Here is a 19,347-nt window from a genome sequence, read left to right on the forward strand (position 1 = left end):
AAATTAGTTGTTTTCTAGGTCTCTGTATTCTTGTAAAAGTGCTTCCCAAATTACTTGGCGTTGGTAATTATCACAAATCATTTTCCTTGAAGCATTAGCTAGTTCTTTCTGCTTACTTGGGTTTTCTATGATATTTAGCATTGCTAAATATAGTTCATTTTCATCTTTTGGTGGAATGATTAAACCATTTACACCCTCTTTAATTATTTCATTACAACCATTAATATTGGTTACTATACTTGGTAATTCCATAGCTCCAGCTTGCATCACAACATTTGGAAATCCTTCTCTATAACTAGGAAATGCTAAAACATTAGATATGGCAAAATACGGACGAACATCTGTTTGCCAACCAACATTGATAATGTTATTGTTGCTTTCGATTTCATTTAAAGTGCTATCCTGTAATGGGTCTAATTCACTTTCAAAAGTTCCTACTAATAGTAATTTGATATTTTGATGGTCTGCAGATAGTTTTTTGAAAGCACTAATCAATTCATTAATACCTTTATCTGTAACTAAACGACCAACAAAAACAAAAACAGTGTCATCTTCAATAATATTTAGTTCTTCTCTTAATGTTGTCTTTGTTTCTTCTGATATATTTTCAACAGAAAAATGATTGACATCAATACCATTGGAGCTCCCATTAGCAATTACTTTTAGTTTACTTGGCTTTGTATAACCATTTTGGATGATAATGTCTTTTAATCCTAATGAATTTGGATAAATTTTTGTTGCACAAGCATAGGTGATTTTTTCTACAAAATCGAGTAGTTTTCTTTTTGCTCCAGTTGCTACCAATAATGGTAGTCCTGCTATGGTGTGCAACCTATTAGGTACACCTGCAAGTTTTGCCGCCATCATGCCCAATGTTCCAGCTTTTGGGGTATGTGAGTGTACAATAAATGGTTTTTCCTTTTTTATAACCTTGTATAATTTCCATAAGGAAACTAAATCCTTTATTGGAGAAATGGTGCGAGTCATTTCTACTTCAATCACTCTTATGCCTTCATCATTAACTACGTCTTTAATCTCCTCTCCTGAACTAGTGATACCAACAACTTCATAATATTGACTCATGAATTTCGGCTGTCCTTTAAGCAAATTTCTTAAAGAAATAGGTACAGTAGTTATGCGTAATATTTTTTTCATTTGTAAATTAAATTACGCTGTAAGTATTTAAATACCATTTTTGGAAACAGTAATATGTCCAAACTCGCATGGTATTATCTTCTTTACCAGAAAGATGATTTTTCACTAAAGGAATAATAGTGTTTGACTGAAAAATATTTTGAGAGGTTACAAATTTTGGTTCAATATAACTTTCTAATTCTTTTCTAAGAGAAGCACGTAGCCAATCGCCAACAGGAACTCCAAATCCTTGTTTTGATTTTTCAAGAAAATCTGTTGGAAATTCGTCTTTAAATGCTTCTTTTAGTATGTGTTTTTTACTCCATCCTTTCATTAAATAATCTTCAGGTAAGCTATTCGTGTATTCCCAAATAGATTTATTTAAAAAAGGTGCTCGACACTCTAAAGAATTGAGCATACTTGTTCTGTCAACTTTAACGAGCATGTCACCTTCAAGACTTGTATGTCTATCTATTTCACGAAAATCTGTTATTGTCTTTGGAGCTGCAATTCCAGTGTCTTTTTTGTAAGATTCAAAAATAGAAGACTGATGCATATGAGGGAGAAATAAACTTTCTTTTTCTTTATCTGTAAAAGCTAATGAAATAATATTCCAATAAAACTCACCACTATAATCAATGGCTTTTAATAAGCGATTTATTTTAAATCGTTTACCACGCTTGTCATCACTAGTTTTTAGAAGTTTTGAAGCGATACCTTGAATACCATTGTGTGCAAATTTCGGGACAACTGAAGTGTACCTTCTGTTTAACTTACCCATGTAGTGTTTATTATAACCTGCGAAAACTTCGTCGCCACCATCACCAGTTAAAGCTACTTTTACAAACTCTCTAGTTTTATTGGATACTAAATATGTTGGTAAGGCAGATGAATCTGCAAAAGGCTCATCAAAATTTAAAAGAATTTCATCAACATTATGCTCTAAATCTTTTTCATTGATAATGAACTCATGATGATTACTATTAATAAGTTTAGCAACTACTTGAGATTTATCTGTTTCATCAAATTCAGCTTTTTCAAAACCAATAGAAAAGGTGTCAATTTTTTTATCACTCATTTGTGACAAACATAATGAGACAACAGATGAATCCACACCACCAGATAAAAACGTACCAATTGGTACATCGGAAATGGATCTACTTTCAACACTTTCTCTTACAAGTGCATTAACATTTTTTTTAGCTTCATCAAATGAAATGTGCTTATTATCAAGTTTATTTACTTGGCTAATTTCTTCTATTTTCAAGCTTTTTAATTCTAAATCATATTCAATGTAATGATTAGCCTTTAGCTTGAATACATCTTCATAAATAGTGTAAGGTGCAGGAATATAAGTAAGTCTAAAATATAAATTTAAGCCAGTTGTTGAAATTTCAGGTTTTTTAGAAAGTTGTTTTACTAACGATTTCAGTTCTGAAGCGTATATAAAACTATCATTTGTTTTTGTATAGTATAGAGGTTTTTCACCAAAAAAATCACGTGTTATAAAAACCTTGTTTTTTATTTTATCATGAATGCTAAACGCAAACATACCATCTAGTTTTTTAAACCCACTAGGTCCTTCTTGTTCATACAATTTTAAAATCACCTCAGTATCACTAGTTGTATTAAAAGTGACACCTTTTGCTTCTAATTGAGCTTTTAATTTTTGGTAGTTATAAATTTCGCCGTTAAAGACAATAGAAATACTATTGTTGGCTGTATGCATTGGTTGTTTTCCAGTAGTTAAATCGATAATTGACAAACGACGCATAGCCATACCGACAGATGCATTATCACTACTATCTGTATATATACCATCTTCATCAGGACCTCTATGAAAAATTAAATCATTCATAGAGCCTAACTGTTCTTTTAAGCTTTGATTATCAACGAGAGAAGAATGAATAACGCCATTTATTCCGCACATAGGTTTAATATAATTTTAATAAATTTAACTAATTCGCTACTAATCAGTACTTAAAAAATTATTTGTTCGGATTTTTTCTTCATGTAAATAAAGAACAAATAATAGAGCTATCCAAAATAATGGCAAACGTAATGTCATATGTACAGCTGCAAATAAAAGCACTGGAAAGATGACTGCCATTGTTTCTCTAGAAAGTTTTGTTGCAAATGATTTAAATGCACCTAAGTATAAAAACAATCCAATAATTCCATAACAGAATAGAATATTTGCAAATATAGAATGTAATTCTATGGTTTCGTTAAAACGCTCATAAGCACCTTCACCAGCACCAAAAAGTAAATGCTGGGGGTTTTTACCAATACGCTGAAAACCTCTCGTACCAATACCTTGATTACCCGAAATAGTATTATTAGAAAACCTGTCCATATTATATTCTAGGGCAGCAAAATTTTCTAAATTCAAATCATAATTGAAATCAATTACGATAAAAGCAATAACTGAGGCTGCAGCAAAAATCATTAGATTCTTTCTGGATTTTATTATAAAAAAAATCCAGAAAATTATGGCACCACCAAGCGCTGCTCGTGATGCTGAAATTAATATAAACAAAGTGCAAAGTGCCAATAAAACAACCGTAGATGGCGTTTTTTTGTTAAGCAAACGAGTTAAAACATAGATAATGGCTAATAAACATAAGCCCCAAAGAGCTAGTTGGTTAGGATTGTTAAAAAACATTTGAGTCCTGACGCCTTGATCTTTAATAAATGGAAATAAAAGCGTTTGCACTATTAGTGAAACTGAAAGTGCTTTGAATGTTATTTCTAAAAAAGAGATGTCTTTAAGTCTATTAAAAATAAATAACATCATAAAAAAACTATACAGATAAAACACACTGTTTTTAAGTATTTTTATATCACCAATCATTAACATTAAAATTGTGTTTACAATAAAGGTGTAAACAACAAAAAGAAATAAATATTTGGTATATCTATTGGCGCTAATACTAGTAAGAATGGATTTAATATTTACAATAATTAATAGTGCACCAAACAAATCTGCTAATTGCGGATTACCCTCTGCAAACATATAAAAAGGGAATACTATTAAATATATGGCCCAAATGTAATGGCTAAATTTCATGAGATATATGTTTGTTTTCTTTAATCACTTTTGTGCAAAATATAAACGAAAATACTGCTTTTACACTTAAAGCAGTAATAATTGTAATTGCACCACCAATATAATTATAAGTCGGTATGAGTATTAGTCCAGTTACTAATCCGCAAACTGAACCAAATACTATAATTTTAGAATAGAGTTTATCTTTCTTATAAATCATTAACCCATTAACACCAAAAGCAGAAATTACTGAAGCTAAAAAAGGTGCAGGACTTAAATATTTTACTGCTTGCTCAATTTCTAAAGTATTTTCACTTAGACCTAACCATAATTCTAACAAAAAACCTGATAGGAAAAACATGATTAACGATAATATAATGCCCATAAAAACGAAAATATATCGTGTTATATACATTGCGTTTTTGTTTCTATTCAAAAAAGGATATAAAACATTAGTCATAATTGTATTAATAACACCAAAGGCTCCAGATACTTTAGTTCCAATTTCCATTACACCAGCAAACCTCTTTGGCCAATGTGACCCAACCAAAAAGATAGACGTATTATAATAAATGGTAGGAGAGGCCATAGTTAAAAAGGAACTCCAAGAATCCTTAAGTGTTTGCTTTACATCATGAAATTTTGAAAGCTTAAATACTATACCAAATTTCTTGTAAAGAAATATTTGAGCAATCAATCCAGCAATTAAAAACCCCATTGAGTGATAAAGGGCAATATATATAAACTGTGATTCAGTTTTAATAAGTGTAAAGCAAAATAAGGCAAACATCGATTTTGATATAACATTTACTATCGTAATAAAACGCATTTTTTCCATCCCTAAAAAGAACCACATAGGGAATAATAACTCACCAAAAAGTAGAATAACAAAAAAGCAGTAAATAATATAATGTTCACGAAGATCAGGAACAGCTAATAGCAAAACAGCCAGAACAACAATAGAGCCAAGAAATAAATAGAATTGAGCAGTTAATGTGTCATTATACACTTTGGCTAATTTACTTTTATCATCCCTTATCAAAGCAATATCCCTTACAGCTGATAAATCGAACCCAAATTGAATAATATTTTGAAAATAAAAAATTAAAGAAAATGCAAAGGCATAAATCCCATAATTCTTTTCAGACACAACATTTAGTAAATATGGAATAATAATTAAGGGTATTACCGCATCTATTGCCTTAAAAAGGAAATACGATATAAAATTCTCAATTAGTGAAAAATGTTTTTTTAAGTCCAAACTCAATTTTTAGGGAGGATAAATTAACGCATTTTTGCTCTAAAAACGATTAGTAAATATTTTTTTCTTAGCTAAAAAATCCAAAACCTATTTTTTATCGTACATATCTCTAAACAATGTTGAAAGTAAAAACATCGACAAAAAGGTAAGTAACATCTACCAACTAACAATATTAGTAAGTAAAAACCTACTTTAAAGATGTAATTTATCGATTAAATTAGTGAAGGTTATTTAACCTTTAATTATTTGTCTATGTTTACCGAAACAGCCCCAAATTATTAGAAGATGAAAAACATTAAACCTGCTATTTCGGCATTAATTTTTACCTGTATCTTTTATTTTGCTGGTCTAACTGCTTTAGCCCAGAATTATGATTTAGATACAAGTTTAAATAATTATGGAGTCCCACCAGCGTTAAATAAACCAAATTATTTACAATCAGTTACTGATCCATTATTTGATACCAAAATAACCAGAATTACTGGTGATGTAGGAACTAGTATTCCAAATGTTGGTGGCTCATGGCAGAACATAGCCAGACACGGTTACTCTGCAAGACAGCCCTGGAATGCAGATGAATCTATTCTATATCTTGATAGACATATAGGTGGCCCTAGTTTATTTTTAGATGGAGAAACATATGAAGTGATTAAGCAAGCTAATGTACCTGGTGGTAATGAACATAGATGGCATTCAACAAATCCTGACTTATTTTTAATACTTAGAGATGATGGCATTTATTCTTGGAGTTATTCAACTGAAGCACTAACAAAATTAATAGATATAAATGGGTATTCTAATACGTCATTAGGATATACAGGTAATTACTCGATGGATGGAAATGTACTTGGTATGTTTGCAACAAGAAATTCTGATGGACAACAAGTTGCATTTGGAGTTAATATAGCTACTCAAACTAAATTTCCAGACGTAGATTTAACAGGATGGAGCGATATTGATTATTCTACAACATCTCCTTTAGGTACTTACATAGTAGTTAATGGGACATATAGTGGTAGTAATGATGTTACTAAAATATATGTGATGTCTACAGGTAATCAAACGGGACCATTATGGAGTAGTTATGGTAGACCGAGTCATTATGATGTAACCTTATTTGAAGGCGTAGAATATGTTATAGGTAATTCTAAATCTAATCCTGATGATGGTAGAATTATTAGACGCAGAATGTCTGATGGGGAAGTTACAGTATTAACTCAAGGAGGCTATGGTAGTCATGGTTCAGCAAGGTCAATTCAAAGAGAGGGGTGGGTTTTTACACAAATGTCTGACTCACCAAGTTGGGGGCCTTACTATGATGAAATTGTAGGCGTTAGTTCAAGTGGAGATAGAGTAGAAAGAATTGTAAGTATAAGAGGTAGTTGGGGTGATTATGAAAACCAACCTCATGCAGTTCCATCACCATCAGGAAGTAGAGTATTATATGCTAGCGATTGGAATAATAATGCACCACCTGTTCAAACTTATATTGCAGATTTCAGGCATAAATCAATGGGTGGAGGAGGCTCTAATAATGTAAATGCTGGTGCAGATCAAGATATTTGTGATGGAGACACCACTACTTTAACTGCAACAGGAGCTCAAAGTTACTTGTGGAGCACTGGCGAAACTACAGCAAGTATCACAGTAACACTCTATGAGACTACTACCTTTACAGTAACAGGAACAGCTTCAAATGGTGACACAAGTACCGATAGTGTTATTGTAAATGTAAGTTCTATTCCTGTAGCAAACGCTGGAGTAGATATAGAAATATGTGAAGGCGAAGACGCTACGTTAACTGCTTCTGGAGGAGATTCCTATTTATGGAGTAACGGAGCGACCACACCAACTATAACAATAAGTCCAAATAGCACCACAAATTATTCCGTCATTGTCACACAGAATAGCTGTTCCAGTACCGACGAGGTCACTGTAACAGTCAAACCCAGGCAAACGATAAACGCTGGTAATGACGTGGACATCTATCTTGGCGAAAGCACTACTCTAACAGTTGTTGGAGTGGGTGACGTGCTTTGGAGTACAGGAGAAACTACGTCTAGCATTACAGTAACCCCAACAGTTACAACCACCTATAGTGTAGAAGTAACCGAAACTAATGGTTGTACTGCTTATGATGAAGTTAAGGTTACTGTTATTGGAACTGTTGATGCTAATGCAGGTGCAGATAAAACCATTTGTGATGGTGAAACAGCAACTTTAACAGCTTCTGGTGGCGATACTTATTTATGGAGTACAGGCGAAACCACTGCAACAATAAGGGTGAACCCAAATATTACTACTACATATACTGTGGAGGTTTCCAATCCAATCTCAACTGGAACAGACGACGTGACCGTTTATGTAAATGAAATACCAGATGTTGATGCGGGTAATGATGAAACCATAAATCTTGGTGAATATGTAACGCTTTCAGCAACTGGAGCCGATACCTATTTATGGAGCAACGGAGCTACACAACCCAATATTGCTGTTAGTCCGCAGCAAACAACAGATTATTATGTAACAGGATATACCAACAATTGTTCAGATGTTGCTCAAGTGAGGGTAACAGTAGAAAATGTTGTGAATGCTAATGCAGGTAAAGACCAAATAATTTGTAATGGTGATACAGCTACGTTAACAGCTTCAGGAGGTGATGAGTATTTGTGGAGCACAGGAGAAACTACTAGAATAATAGAAGTGTCTCCAACTACAGATACGGTTTATACTGTCGTTGTTTCAACACAATTTGCATCAGCTAGTGACGACGTACAAGTAACTGTAATTGAATGTGAAGATGATGAGGAGGAAACTGACCCAAGTTATCATTTTGAAGTATTTCCAAATCCAACAAGTGATGGATTATTAAAAATATTTTTAGGAGGCTTAAGTAATAATTCCAACATTTACATACATGATGCTATTGGAAAGCTAATTCATTTTGAAACTATTAATGATAATAATGGATCGATGTTTCAGAAGCAAATAAATATTTCTCGATTCAATACAGGATTATATTTTGTAACGCTTGAAGAGTTAGAGCAAAGCACTACAAAAAAGATTATCTTTAATTAAATAGGGATTTTTTAGTTCGTAAAGCACTCAACATATTAGTAGTATTGTTGAGTGTTTTATTTTATACGAATGTTTTTTAACGTAGCTAAACTATCACAGTTTTCTACTGTAAGCAGAATTTCTACATCTTCTACATCTTCCTCAATTACATAGACTTTGCATGAATCTAATGACGTATTACTTAAAGAAAAATTCACATTTCCCTTTCTTAAAACTGTATTGATTGTTGAAGTGTCTAGAGTCTTTTCGTTCATATAGGATAAAGCTTCATCAGAATACTTCAAGGGCTTTATGCCAATGTTTTTTAAAACCCTTGCGTTAGGGCTATAACTACAGGATGCTCTTTTTCCGCTTAAAAAAAAAGCCAAAAAAATTAACCCAATTGCGAAACCACCAAGATAGTAGCCAACACGCTGAATAAGTTTCATAAAAGTTTTTAAAAAATTAGAAGATTGGCATCGCTATAATCTAGGTCAAACCAATCTGCAACAGATTTATTTGTCAAAATTCCGTGGTAAAAATACAAACCATTTTTCAATCCACGGTCAAAACGAAGGGCATTTTCTATACCACCATCATCTGCAATTTTTAAAAGGTAAGGTGTGAAAATATTACTTATTGACACTGAGGCAGTTCGCGAGTATCTTGCAGGAATATTTGGTACACAATAATGAATAACACCATGTTTAATAAATGTAGGTTTATCATGTCTTGTAATTTCACTGGTTTCAAAACACCCTCCCATATCTATACTAACATCAATGATTACTGCACCAATTTTCATACTTTCCACCATAGTTTCACTTACTAAAATAGGCGACCTGTTTTTTCCACGTACAGCACCTATAGCAACATCACAGCGTTTTAAAGCTTTTAATAAGTTTTTTGGTTGCATAGTAGATGTATAAATGGCTGTTCCAAAACGGCTTTGCAAAGTTCTTAATTTTGAAATAGAGTTGTCAAAAACTTTGACATTGGCTCCAAGCCCTAATGCAGATCTTACAGCAAATTCTCCAACAGTGCCTGCACCAATAATAACAATTTCGGTAGGAGGGACACCACTTATATTACCAAATAGCAATCCATTACCATTGTTTACGTTGGATAATAATTCAGAGGCTATTAATACGGAAGCAGTTCCTGCAATTTCACTTAATTGACTTACAGCTGGATAAGCACCATCTTCATCTCTAATAAATTCAAATCCTATGGCAGTAATTCTTTTTTTAGCTAAAGCTTCAAAATACGTTTTGTTTTGTGTCTTTAGTTGTAATGCTGAAATGAGTATGGTTTGTGGATTAATAAGCTTAATCTCGTCAAGGGTAGGAGGCTCTACTTTTAATAAAATTGGACAAGAAAATACTTTGGACGTGTCTTTGGTGATTTCTGCACCTGCTTCGCTATAGTCTTTATCTTTAAATTTAGCGCCTTCACCAGCTCCAGATTCCAATAATACACGATGCCCATTATTTACTAATGCAGATACTGCATCTGGTGTTAAACATACACGTTTTTCTTGAAATGAAGTTTCTTTTGGAATACCAATAAACAGTTTGCCTTTACGTTTTAAAACTTCTAGTGTTTCTTCTTGTGGTAGAAGTTGTTCCTTAGTAAAAGGAGAGAGAGATTTACTCATAGTTTGGTTATTGAATAACCAAATTACAAATAAATTTTATAATTCTAATTTGTAAGCTGCTATTATGTTAAAAATAATCCGAAAACTTACCCCAAAAGCCTTTACCGCTTATTTTAAACTCTTCCTCTAGTTCTTCAAGGGTTTTATTGGCTTCGTTTATTTTATTAAACATTCGAGCTCTTAACAAGTATATTGAAGGAATAATTATAGCCATTACAGGCAATAAATATAAAATTTGATTTTCTTCAGCAAATTGTAAATCGTCATTTAATAAAGTTATAATTTGATAAATATACATAGCAATTGGAACAATAATAGCATGATACCACCAATGACGACACGTAAACATCCAAATTAATAATAATAAAAGTGGAATTAGTTTCCCTAATAATGTCCAAACCATAACTTGAGCAGATTCATAGTAAACACTATCATATGTAAATAGAAAAGTGTCCCAAACTTGATCAGTTGGAACACTTTCCCATAACGTAAATAAATAAGGAGTAATTGCAATAAAGGTTGCTATTAAACTTCCTATTATTAATTCCTTCTTATTACCTTGGTCCTTGCCCAGGGATTTTGATTTTTGTCTTGTCAATTTTTGTTGTGAATTGCTCATTTAAATCTAATAAATTAGTTGCTTCCGCAGTAAACAATACACCTCCAAAAATAGCGATAGCTAATAAATACTTTTTAGTTTTCATAATTTCAAGGGATTTAATTAATTAATTAATACTACAAAGATAAAATACATTACCTTCTAAAAGTGTTAATAAAATGTTAAAACCCTTTATTCATGCGGGTTACGAGCTACGGAAAAACCGTAATATCGTGATTCTTATTTGGGGTGTAAGTGCTATTTTTTTACAATATTTTTTTAATTTATTTTTAAATTTTCTCCAAAAACACCTAATTCAAGCGTTCGGGATCCATCTTTATTCATTTTTATGTAAGAAATATCTGCTTCTAACGGCAGAATTTCTTCTATTTTTTCTGGCCATTCTATAAAAATCCAATGTCCTGAATAAAAATAATCTTCAATACCAATGTCTAATACTTCTGTAACATTGTCAATTCTATAAAAATCGAAATGATATACTTTGTCATTTGTCACTTCATATTCATTTACTATTGAAAATGTTGGACTAGAAACATCGTCTAATCCGCCAAGAGCTTTTACTAGCGCACTTATAAGTGTTGTTTTACCTGCTCCCATGTCGCCATAAAACAATATGGTTTTATGTTTAACATTGGCAAGTAGCTCCTTGGCTACCTCATCAATAGATTGTATGTCAAATACCTTTTTCAATTGCAAATTTTTATGCAATTATAGGGCTAATATAGCAAAAAAACAACAGAAATGAGTATTTCATCGATGTTTTTTGCGTTTTGTCCTATGTTGATATATGGTTTTAGGTAAAATTAGTGATTCATTTTAACGAGGATTCAATACTGCAAATGGAATGATAACTTCTTCTAATGATACCCCACCATGTTGATATGTATTACGATAATAGCTTACGTAATGGTTGTAGTTATTAGGGTATGCGAAAAAGAAATCTCCTTTTGCAAAAATAAAGGAGCTACTCATGGATAGGCTTGGTAAATGTATGTCCTTTGGATTAGTGGCTGCATATACCTCTTTGTCTTCATACGTTAAACTACGACCAGTTTTGTAGCGCAGGTTTAAACTTGTGTCTCGATCTCCAATAACTTTAGAAGGGTTTTTTACATTTATGGTACCATGATCTGTGGTGATTATTAATTTAAAGCCCATTTGTTGCGCTTGTTGAATCATTTCTAATAGGGGAGAGTTTTTAAACCAGCTTACCGTTAAGGATCTGTAAGCTTTATCGTTTGATGCTAATTCTTTTACAACTTCCATTTCGGTTTTTGAGTGCGAAAGCATATCTACAAAGTTATATACGACAACCGTTAAGTCGTTATCCTTTTTAGACTTAAAATTATCAACCAATTTTTTTCCAGATTTTAAATTTGTGATTTTTGTGTATTCACATTTTAAATGCCCTAGTCCTAAACGCTTCAATTGTGCTTGAAGAAATTCGTTTTCAAACATATTTTTGCCGCCTTCATCAGTATCGTTTTTCCAATAATTTGGGTGTAATCGTTCCATATCGCTAGGCATCAATCCAGAAAAAATAGCATTTCTTGCGTATTGGGTTGCTGTTGGCAATATGCTATAATATGGTTTCTCATATTCCTTTTTGTAATACGTTTGAATTATAGGTTCAAAAGCCTTCCATTGATCGTATCTTAAATTATCAATAACAATAAATAGAGTAGGTTGCTCTTTGCTCAATTCTGGAACTACTTTTTCTCTAAAAAGATTATGCGACATTGTTGGAGCGTCGGAACTACCAAACCAATTTGCATAATTTTTATCGATAAATTTTCCAAACTGCGCATTGGCTTCACTTTTTTGCGATTCTAAAATCTCGAACATAGCTGGATCATCAATATTTTCCAACTCCATTTCCCAATAAATAAGTTTTTGGTATAGTGAGGCCCATTCTTCATAGGTATTGACCATAGATAGGTCCATAGCAATTTTCCTAAACTCTTGCTGGTAGTTAGAAGTCGTTTTTTCGGAGACTAAACGTGTGTGGTCTAAATTCTTTTTTAAACTCAAAAGAATTTGGTTTGGATTAACTGGTTTAATTAAATAATCTGCAATCTTACTTCCAATAGCTTCCTCCATAATATACTCCTCCTCACTTTTGGTAATCATTACCACAGGAATGTTAGCACGCTTTTCTTTGATTTCGGCTAAGGTTTCCAAACCTGTGAGTCCAGGCATGTTTTCATCAAGAAAAACGATATCAAAATTCTTATCTTCAATAACCTCAATGGCTTCAGTACCACTTTGGCAAGTAGTAACATTATAATTTTTCTTTTCTAAAAATAGGATGTGTGGCTTAAGTAAATCTATTTCATCATCAACCCAAAGGATGTTTATGTTGCTCATATAATTATATTTGTATAACTTTTAATTAAAACAAGTTTGAACACGAAGAACAAACTCAAGATATTTAACGACCCAATTTACGGATTTATTACTATTCCTAATTCTTTAATTTTCGAATTAATTGAGCATAAATATTTTCAGCGCTTACGTCGAATTACACAAATGGGGTTGTCGTATTTAGTTTATCCAGGTGCGCATCATACGCGATTTCATCATGCACTTGGAAGTATGCATTTAATGCAGAAAGCAATTAGAATACTTCGTTTTAAAGGAGTTACAATTTCAAATGATGAAGAAAACGCCTTATTAATTGCCATACTTTTGCACGATATTGGTCATGGTCCATTTAGTCATGCCATGGAGCATAGTATTGTTAATGGTATTTCTCATGAGGAAATTTCGATACTTTTTATGGAAAAGTTGAATGAAGAATTTAACGGAAGTTTAACGCTTGCTATACAAATATTTAATGGCGATCATCCAAGAAGGTTCTTATATCAGCTAGTTTCTAGTCAATTAGACATGGATAGAGCCGATTATTTAAAACGTGATAGTTTTTATACAGGAGTAGCCGAAGGTAATGTGAATAGTGAGCGGTTAATTACTATGCTAAATGTTATAGACGATACTTTAGTAGTTGAAGAAAAAGGTATTTATAGCATTGAAAAATTCTTAACAGCAAGGCGATTAATGTATTGGCAAGTGTACTTACACAAAACAGGATTGGTCGCCGAACAATTATTGATTAGGGTTCTAAAACGAGCAAACGAGTTAACTAAAACTGGTATAAATTTATCTGCGAGTAAGGCATTGTTGTACTTTTTGAATAATGATATTAATAAAGACTCTTTTACTGCTGAAAGCTTAGAGATATTCTCAAAATTAGACGACTATGATATCATTTCAGCTTTAAAAGAATGGCAAAACCACGAAGATTTTGTGCTTAGTAACTTATGCGAAATGATTATTAATAGAGAATTATTGAAAATAAAAATAAAGAATAAAAGGATTAAAGAAGAAAACTTGAATAAGCATATAGGTAATCTTAAAAAGACTTATAATATTAGTTCTGCTGAAGCTGAATATTTTGTGTTTAAAGGCGAAATATCAAACCAAGCGTATCAACGGGATTCCCAGCAAATAAGCATCCTCTATAAATCGGGTAAAGTGGTTGAAGTTGCTAAGGCATCGGATTATTTAAACTTGAAAGCATTGGCAAAACCTGTTACCAAGTATTATATATGCTTTCCAAAGACTAAACTTTAGTACATTTTTTATACTTTTGCGACAATGAAATTTACCGCATCACAAATAGCCGGAATTTTAGAAGGCGATATCGTTGGCAACCCTGACGTTAAAGTTTCTAAACTTGCCAAAATAGAAGAAGGAACCGAAGGGACTCTAACTTTTTTAGCGAATCCAAAATACACTCATTTTATTTACGACACAAAGGCTTCAGTTACCATTGTAAATAAAGATTTTGTGCCAGAAACAGCAATTACAACTACTCTAATTAAGGTAGATGATGCTTACAAGGCATTTTCAAAGCTATTAGAATATTATAATCAAGTAAAGTTGAACAAGTTTGGAGTAGAACAGCCTAGTTTTATCTCTGACTCTGCAAAGTATGGTGATGCTATTTATATAGGTGCTTTTTCGTATGTAGGTGATAATGTTGTAATTGGCGATAATGTTAAAGTTTTCCCTGGGTGTTATATTGGTGATAATGTAGTTATTGGCGATAATGTTGTTTTGTTTGCTGGAGCTAAAGTATACTCCGAAACCGTTATCGGCAATCATTGTGTAATTAATTCAGGAGCAATTATTGGTGCTGATGGCTTTGGCTTTGCACCTAACGAAAAAGGCGAATATAACAAAGTACCTCAAACTGGTAATGTCATATTAGAAGATTATGTAGACGTAGGTGCAGCGACAACTATAGACAGAGCTACTCTTGGATCTACTGTTATTAGAAGAGGTGTAAAATTAGATAATCAAATACAAATAGCTCACAATGTTGAGATTGGAAAAAATACTGTAATAGCAGCGCAAACTGGTATTGCAGGATCAACAAAAATTGGCGAAAATTGCCAAATAGGAGGGCAAGTAGGTATAGTTGGTCATATTACTATTGGTAATAATGTAAAAGTACAAGCACAATCTGGAATAGGTAGAAATGTAAAAGATAACGAAGTATTACAAGGTTCACCAGCATTAACTTATGGGGATTATAATAAATCTTACGTGTATTTTAAAAATTTGCCAAAAATTGTAAAAGGTATTAACGATCTAGAAAAGAAAATAAATGACAGTAATTAGTACAGAAATTAAGCAAAAGACTATAGCAAAAGAAGTTTCGCTTGCTGGAGTTGGTCTACATACTGGAAAAAATGTAACATTAACTTTTAAGCCAGCTGAAGCCAATAATGGGTATACATTTAAGCGAATTGATTTAGAAGGAAGCCCAGTAATAAAAGCTGACGCTAATTATGTAACTAATACGCAGCGTGGAACCTGTTTAGAAAAAAACGGAGTAACAATTCAAACTTGTGAACACGTATTAGCTGCATTGGTAGGATTGCAGATAGATAATGTGATTATTGAACTCGATGCTTCAGAACCTCCAATAATGGATGGTTCTTCTAAGTTTTTTGTCGAAGCTCTTGAATCCGCTGAGACTTTAGAGCAAGATGCCTACATTGAAGAATATGTTGTAAAAGAAGTCATCTCTTATATTGATGAAGAATCTGGTAGTGAAATCACAGTCATTCCAGCACCATCTTATCAAGTAACTACAATGGTAGATTTTGGCACTAAGGTCCTTGGAACTCAAAATGCGACATTGCAGAATATTTCTAACTTTAAAAAAGATATTTCCGATTCTAGAACATTTAGTTTTTTACATGAGATTGAAATGTTGCTAGAAAATGGATTGATAAAAGGAGGAGACCTAAATAACGCAATTGTTTATGTAGATAAAGAATTATCGCCAGATACTATGGAGCGTTTAAAGGAGGCCTTTGGAAAAGATAATATTTCAGTTAAGCCTAATGGTATATTAGATAATTTAACATTGCATCACCCTAATGAAGCAGCAAGACATAAGTTACTGGATGTCATAGGCGATTTAGCTTTAATCGGGACTAGAATTAAAGGAAAAGTAATTGCAAATAAGCCAGGACATTATGTAAACACTCAGTTTGCAAAAAAAATGTCAAAAATTATTAAGATTGAAAAGAGAAATAATGTTCCTGATATCGATTTAAACCAAGAACCATTAATGGATGTGAACCAAATAATGAATATGCTACCCCATAGGCAACCATTTTTATTATTAGATAAGGTTTTCGAATTATCAAAATCTCATGTTATAGGCACAAAAAATGTGACTATGAATGAAGGTTTTTTCGCAGGTCATTTTCCTGGAGCCCCTGTAATGCCTGGAGTCTTAATAGTTGAAGCCATGGCTCAAACAGGAGGTATTCTTGTATTGAGTACAGTACCAGACCCTGAGAATTACTTGACATTTTTTATGAAAATGGATAATGTTAAGTTTAAGCAAAAAGTTGTTCCTGGAGATACGCTTATTTTTAAATGCTCGTTAATAACACCAATTAGAAGAGGTATTTGTCATATGCAAGGCTATGCTTATGCAAATGGAAAACTCTGCGCAGAAGCTGAATTAATGGCTCAAATAACTAAAGTTAAATAATTATGAACCAACCACTTGCCTACGTACATCCTGGCGCAAAGATAGCTAAGAATGTTGTCATTGAACCCTTTACAACCATTCACAACAATGTTATAATTGGTGAAGGAACTTGGATAGGATCTAATGTAACGATTATGGAAGGTGCTCGCATTGGAAAAAACTGCAGTATTTTTCCAGGAGCAGTTATTTCAGCAGTTCCGCAAGACTTAAAATATAATGATGAGGATACTACAGTAGAGATTGGAGATAACGTAACTATTAGAGAGTGTGTTACAATAAATCGAGGAACTACAGATAAAATGAAAACTGTTATTGGTAATAACTGCCTCATAATGGCATATTGCCACATCGCTCATGATTGTATTGTTGGTAACAATTGTATTTTTTCAAATAACAGCACTTTAGCAGGCCATATCACTGTAGGTGATTATGTAGTTTTAGCAGGAATGACAGCTGTTCATCAGTTTTGCTCTATTGGTAATCATGCTTTTGTAACTGGAGGTTCTTTGGTTAGAAAAGATGTTCCACCATTTGTTAAGGCTGCTAGAGAGCCTTTATCTTATGTAGGAATTAATTCGGTTGGGTTACGTCGTCGAGGATTTTCTGCTGATAAGATTAGAGAAATACAAAATATTTATCGTATTCTATATCAGCAAAGTTATAATAACACACAAGCTTCAGAAATAATAGAAGCTGAAATGGAGGCAACACCTGAACGTGATGAAATTCTTCAGTTTATTAAGAATTCACATCGTGGAATAATGAAGGGGTATTTTAAATCAAATTGATTCTAAAAAAATAATAAATATATATATATTCTATTGTTGAGATAAACGTAAAAGTTTAGTAAAACAACTCAACAATTAAACGATTCAACAACTAAACAATATTATGGCAAGTACTTCAGATATTAGAAATGGATTATGCATTAGATATAATCACGATATATATAAAATCATTGAATTCTTACATGTAAAACCTGGTAAAGGCCCCGCTTTTGTTCGTACAAAACTTAAAAGTGTAACAACAGGAAAGGTATTGGATAACACGTTTTCTGCTGGTCATAAAATTGACGATGTAAGGGTTGAGACGCATAAATTTCAATTTCTATACCATGATGGTGAGTTTTATCACTTCATGAATGAGGCTGATTATACTCAAATTAGATTACTGGAAGCTGCCTTAGACCGTCCAGAACTTATGAAAGAAGGTGAAGTAGTAACAATACTTATTAATACAGAAGACAACATGCCTCTGTCTGTAGAAATGCCAGCAAGTGTCATTTTAGAAGTTACAGCTACAGAACCTGGAGTTAAAGGAAACACAGCAACAAATGCCACAAAACCTGCTACTGTAGAAACTGGCGCTACTGTAAATGTGCCGTTATTTATTAATGAGGGAGATAAAATTAAAGTAGAGACAGATAAAGGTACATACAAAGAGCGAATTAAAGAATAAGTTTTCCCCCACACATGAAATTTCCAAAGGAGTATTCGTTAAAAGAAATTGCATCAATTATTGATTGTAATTATGTAGGTGCTGATGATTTTCCAGTTTTAGGAATGAATGAAATTCATGTTGTAACACCTGGAGATATTGTTTTTGTAGACCATCCAAAATATTATGATAAAGCACTACAATCTAATGCAACGATTGTTTTAATTAACAAAGATGTAGACTGCCCTAAAGGAAAAGCACTTTTAATTTCAGACGATCCATTTAGAGATTTCAATAAGTTAACAAAACATTTCAAACCTTTTAAACCTTCAAATAGCTCTGTCTCAGAAAGTGCAAAAATTGGGATTGATACTATTATTCAACCTAATTGCTTCATCGGAAACAACGTGATTATTGGTGATAATTGCACCATACACTCTAATGTTAGTATTTATGATGATACAGTTATAGGAAATAATGTGACAATACATTCCGGAACAGTTTTAGGAGCAAATGCCTTTTATTACAAAAATAGGCCTGAGGGTTACGATAGGCTAATATCTGGAGGTCGTGTTGTAATCGAAGATTTTGTTGATATAGGTGCAGCCTGCACTATAGACAGAGGAGTTACAGCCGACACAAAAATAGGAAAAGGCTCTAAACTAGATAATCAAATACAAATTGGGCATGATACTATCATTGGAGAAAAATGCTTGATAGCTTCACAAACTGGTATTGCTGGCTGTGTTATTGTAGAAGATAATGTAACTATTTGGGGTCAAGTAGGAGTGAAAAGTGGAATTGTTATAGCAAAAGGAACTGTATTATATGCGCAATCTGGATTAGGGCATTCTACAGATGAGAATAAGATTTACTTTGGCTCTCCTGCATCAGAAGCTAGGGACAAATTTAAAGAAATGGCTTATGTTAAGAAAATTCCAGAGATTATCGAAAAGCTTAAAAATATAAAAGCTTAACCAGATTCAGATTTTGCAAAAATTAAAGCCCAAAACACTTTAAAATATAGTTACAAAAAATTACTTTTGCCACGTCT

General features: G+C 32.7%; 17 protein-coding genes. 7 read left to right on the forward strand and 10 right to left on the reverse strand.

Annotation, left to right across the window (positions count from 1 at the left end):
* Positions 1-3: 3 nt before the first annotated feature.
* The 4 genes from HB672_RS10395 to HB672_RS10410 are packed head-to-tail and all read right to left on the reverse strand — an operon-like array spanning position 4 to position 5,444.
* Entirely contained in the window at positions 4-1,155 is a 1,152-nt protein-coding gene (locus HB672_RS10395) for a glycosyltransferase family 4 protein (protein WP_167612036.1), read from the reverse strand.
* Between the two features lie 7 nt (positions 1,156-1,162).
* Entirely contained in the window at positions 1,163-3,064 is a 1,902-nt protein-coding gene (gene asnB, locus HB672_RS10400) for an asparagine synthase (glutamine-hydrolyzing) (protein ID WP_167612039.1), read from the reverse strand.
* Between the two features lie 39 nt (positions 3,065-3,103).
* Positions 3,104-4,204, reverse strand: a complete 1,101-nt coding sequence (locus tag HB672_RS10405; RefSeq protein WP_167612042.1) for a hypothetical protein — start codon at positions 4,202-4,204, stop codon at positions 3,104-3,106.
* Positions 4,194-5,444, reverse strand: a complete 1,251-nt coding sequence (locus HB672_RS10410) for an oligosaccharide flippase family protein (RefSeq protein WP_167612046.1) — start codon at positions 5,442-5,444, stop codon at positions 4,194-4,196. Before HB672_RS10410 ends, HB672_RS10405 begins: the two co-directional genes overlap by 11 nt.
* Before the next feature lie 285 nt (positions 5,445-5,729).
* On the opposite strand from HB672_RS10410, the gene HB672_RS10415 reads away from it, so the two are divergent.
* Positions 5,730-8,522, forward strand: coding sequence for a T9SS type A sorting domain-containing protein (locus tag HB672_RS10415; RefSeq protein ID WP_167612049.1), 2,793 nt, complete (start codon positions 5,730-5,732; stop codon positions 8,520-8,522).
* A 56-nt stretch (positions 8,523-8,578) separates the two neighbouring features.
* Here HB672_RS10415 and HB672_RS10420 read toward each other — a convergent pair whose 3' ends face one another.
* From HB672_RS10420 to HB672_RS10445, 6 genes are all read right to left on the reverse strand, one after another.
* Complete coding sequence (locus HB672_RS10420) at positions 8,579-8,950, reverse strand: hypothetical protein (protein ID WP_167612052.1); 372 nt, start codon at positions 8,948-8,950, stop codon at positions 8,579-8,581.
* A gap of 8 nt (positions 8,951-8,958) precedes the next feature.
* Positions 8,959-10,158 (reverse strand): alanine dehydrogenase, encoded by a 1,200-nt coding sequence (locus HB672_RS10425; protein ID WP_167612055.1) that lies wholly within the window; start codon positions 10,156-10,158, stop codon positions 8,959-8,961.
* Positions 10,159-10,225: 67 nt separating this feature from the next.
* Complete coding sequence (locus HB672_RS10430) at positions 10,226-10,756, reverse strand: hypothetical protein (protein ID WP_244306603.1); 531 nt, start codon at positions 10,754-10,756, stop codon at positions 10,226-10,228.
* Positions 10,713-10,862 (reverse strand): hypothetical protein, encoded by a 150-nt coding sequence (locus HB672_RS10435; protein WP_167612058.1) that lies wholly within the window; start codon positions 10,860-10,862, stop codon positions 10,713-10,715. Before HB672_RS10435 ends, HB672_RS10430 begins: the two co-directional genes overlap by 44 nt.
* A 173-nt stretch (positions 10,863-11,035) precedes the next feature.
* The gene (gene tsaE / locus HB672_RS10440) at positions 11,036-11,467 is read right to left on the reverse strand and encodes a tRNA (adenosine(37)-N6)-threonylcarbamoyltransferase complex ATPase subunit type 1 TsaE (protein ID WP_167612062.1); all 432 of its coding nucleotides are present in this window, start codon (positions 11,465-11,467) and stop codon (positions 11,036-11,038) included.
* Positions 11,468-11,593: 126 nt separating this feature from the next.
* A complete protein-coding gene (locus HB672_RS10445) occupies positions 11,594-13,144 on the reverse strand; it encodes a bifunctional response regulator/alkaline phosphatase family protein (protein ID WP_167612066.1) in 1,551 nt (516 codons plus the stop codon).
* Positions 13,145-13,180: 36 nt separating this feature from the next.
* Between HB672_RS10445 and HB672_RS10450 the strand changes: the two genes are divergently transcribed.
* From HB672_RS10450 to HB672_RS10475, 6 genes are all read left to right on the forward strand, one after another.
* Complete coding sequence (locus HB672_RS10450) at positions 13,181-14,410, forward strand: HD domain-containing protein (RefSeq protein ID WP_167612068.1); 1,230 nt, start codon at positions 13,181-13,183, stop codon at positions 14,408-14,410.
* 24 nt (positions 14,411-14,434) lie between these two features.
* Positions 14,435-15,463, forward strand: coding sequence for a UDP-3-O-(3-hydroxymyristoyl)glucosamine N-acyltransferase (gene lpxD, locus HB672_RS10455; RefSeq protein ID WP_167612070.1), 1,029 nt, complete (start codon positions 14,435-14,437; stop codon positions 15,461-15,463).
* The gene (locus HB672_RS10460; protein ID WP_167612073.1) at positions 15,450-16,856 is read left to right on the forward strand and encodes a bifunctional UDP-3-O-[3-hydroxymyristoyl] N-acetylglucosamine deacetylase/3-hydroxyacyl-ACP dehydratase; all 1,407 of its coding nucleotides are present in this window, start codon (positions 15,450-15,452) and stop codon (positions 16,854-16,856) included. Before lpxD ends, HB672_RS10460 begins: the two co-directional genes overlap by 14 nt.
* A 2-nt stretch (positions 16,857-16,858) precedes the next feature.
* Complete coding sequence (lpxA, locus tag HB672_RS10465; protein ID WP_167612074.1) at positions 16,859-17,644, forward strand: acyl-ACP--UDP-N-acetylglucosamine O-acyltransferase; 786 nt, start codon at positions 16,859-16,861, stop codon at positions 17,642-17,644.
* Positions 17,645-17,747: 103 nt separating this feature from the next.
* On the forward strand, positions 17,748-18,314 hold the full coding sequence (gene efp, locus HB672_RS10470) for an elongation factor P (RefSeq protein WP_167612077.1): 567 nt from the start codon (positions 17,748-17,750) through the stop codon (positions 18,312-18,314).
* 14 nt (positions 18,315-18,328) lie between these two features.
* Complete coding sequence (locus HB672_RS10475; RefSeq protein WP_167612080.1) at positions 18,329-19,270, forward strand: UDP-3-O-(3-hydroxymyristoyl)glucosamine N-acyltransferase; 942 nt, start codon at positions 18,329-18,331, stop codon at positions 19,268-19,270.
* The last annotated feature ends 77 nt before the right edge of the window (positions 19,271-19,347 follow it).

The organism is Gaetbulibacter sp. S0825 (genome assembly GCF_011777505.1).
Classification (GTDB): domain Bacteria; phylum Bacteroidota; class Bacteroidia; order Flavobacteriales; family Flavobacteriaceae; genus Pontimicrobium.

Bases quoted from the DNA above. Each gene is read 5' to 3' on its own strand.
- HB672_RS10395 (WP_167612036.1), bottom strand. From the start codon at position 1,155: ATGAAAAAAATATTACGCATAACTACTGTACCTATTTCTTTAAGAAAT.
- asnB (WP_167612039.1), bottom strand. From the start codon at position 3,064: ATGTGCGGAATAAATGGCGTTATTCATTCTTCTCTCGTTGATAATCAA.
- HB672_RS10405 (WP_167612042.1), bottom strand. From the start codon at position 4,204: ATGAAATTTAGCCATTACATTTGGGCCATATATTTAATAGTATTCCCT.
- HB672_RS10415 (WP_167612049.1), top strand. From the start codon at position 5,730: ATGAAAAACATTAAACCTGCTATTTCGGCATTAATTTTTACCTGTATC.
- HB672_RS10420 (WP_167612052.1), bottom strand. From the start codon at position 8,950: ATGAAACTTATTCAGCGTGTTGGCTACTATCTTGGTGGTTTCGCAATT.
- HB672_RS10425 (WP_167612055.1), bottom strand. From the start codon at position 10,158: ATGAGTAAATCTCTCTCTCCTTTTACTAAGGAACAACTTCTACCACAA.
- HB672_RS10435 (WP_167612058.1), bottom strand. From the start codon at position 10,862: ATGAAAACTAAAAAGTATTTATTAGCTATCGCTATTTTTGGAGGTGTA.
- HB672_RS10445 (WP_167612066.1), bottom strand. From the start codon at position 13,144: ATGAGCAACATAAACATCCTTTGGGTTGATGATGAAATAGATTTACTT.
- lpxD (WP_167612070.1), top strand. From the start codon at position 14,435: ATGAAATTTACCGCATCACAAATAGCCGGAATTTTAGAAGGCGATATC.
- HB672_RS10460 (WP_167612073.1), top strand. From the start codon at position 15,450: ATGACAGTAATTAGTACAGAAATTAAGCAAAAGACTATAGCAAAAGAA.
- lpxA (WP_167612074.1), top strand. From the start codon at position 16,859: ATGAACCAACCACTTGCCTACGTACATCCTGGCGCAAAGATAGCTAAG.
- efp (WP_167612077.1), top strand. From the start codon at position 17,748: ATGGCAAGTACTTCAGATATTAGAAATGGATTATGCATTAGATATAAT.
- HB672_RS10475 (WP_167612080.1), top strand. From the start codon at position 18,329: ATGAAATTTCCAAAGGAGTATTCGTTAAAAGAAATTGCATCAATTATT.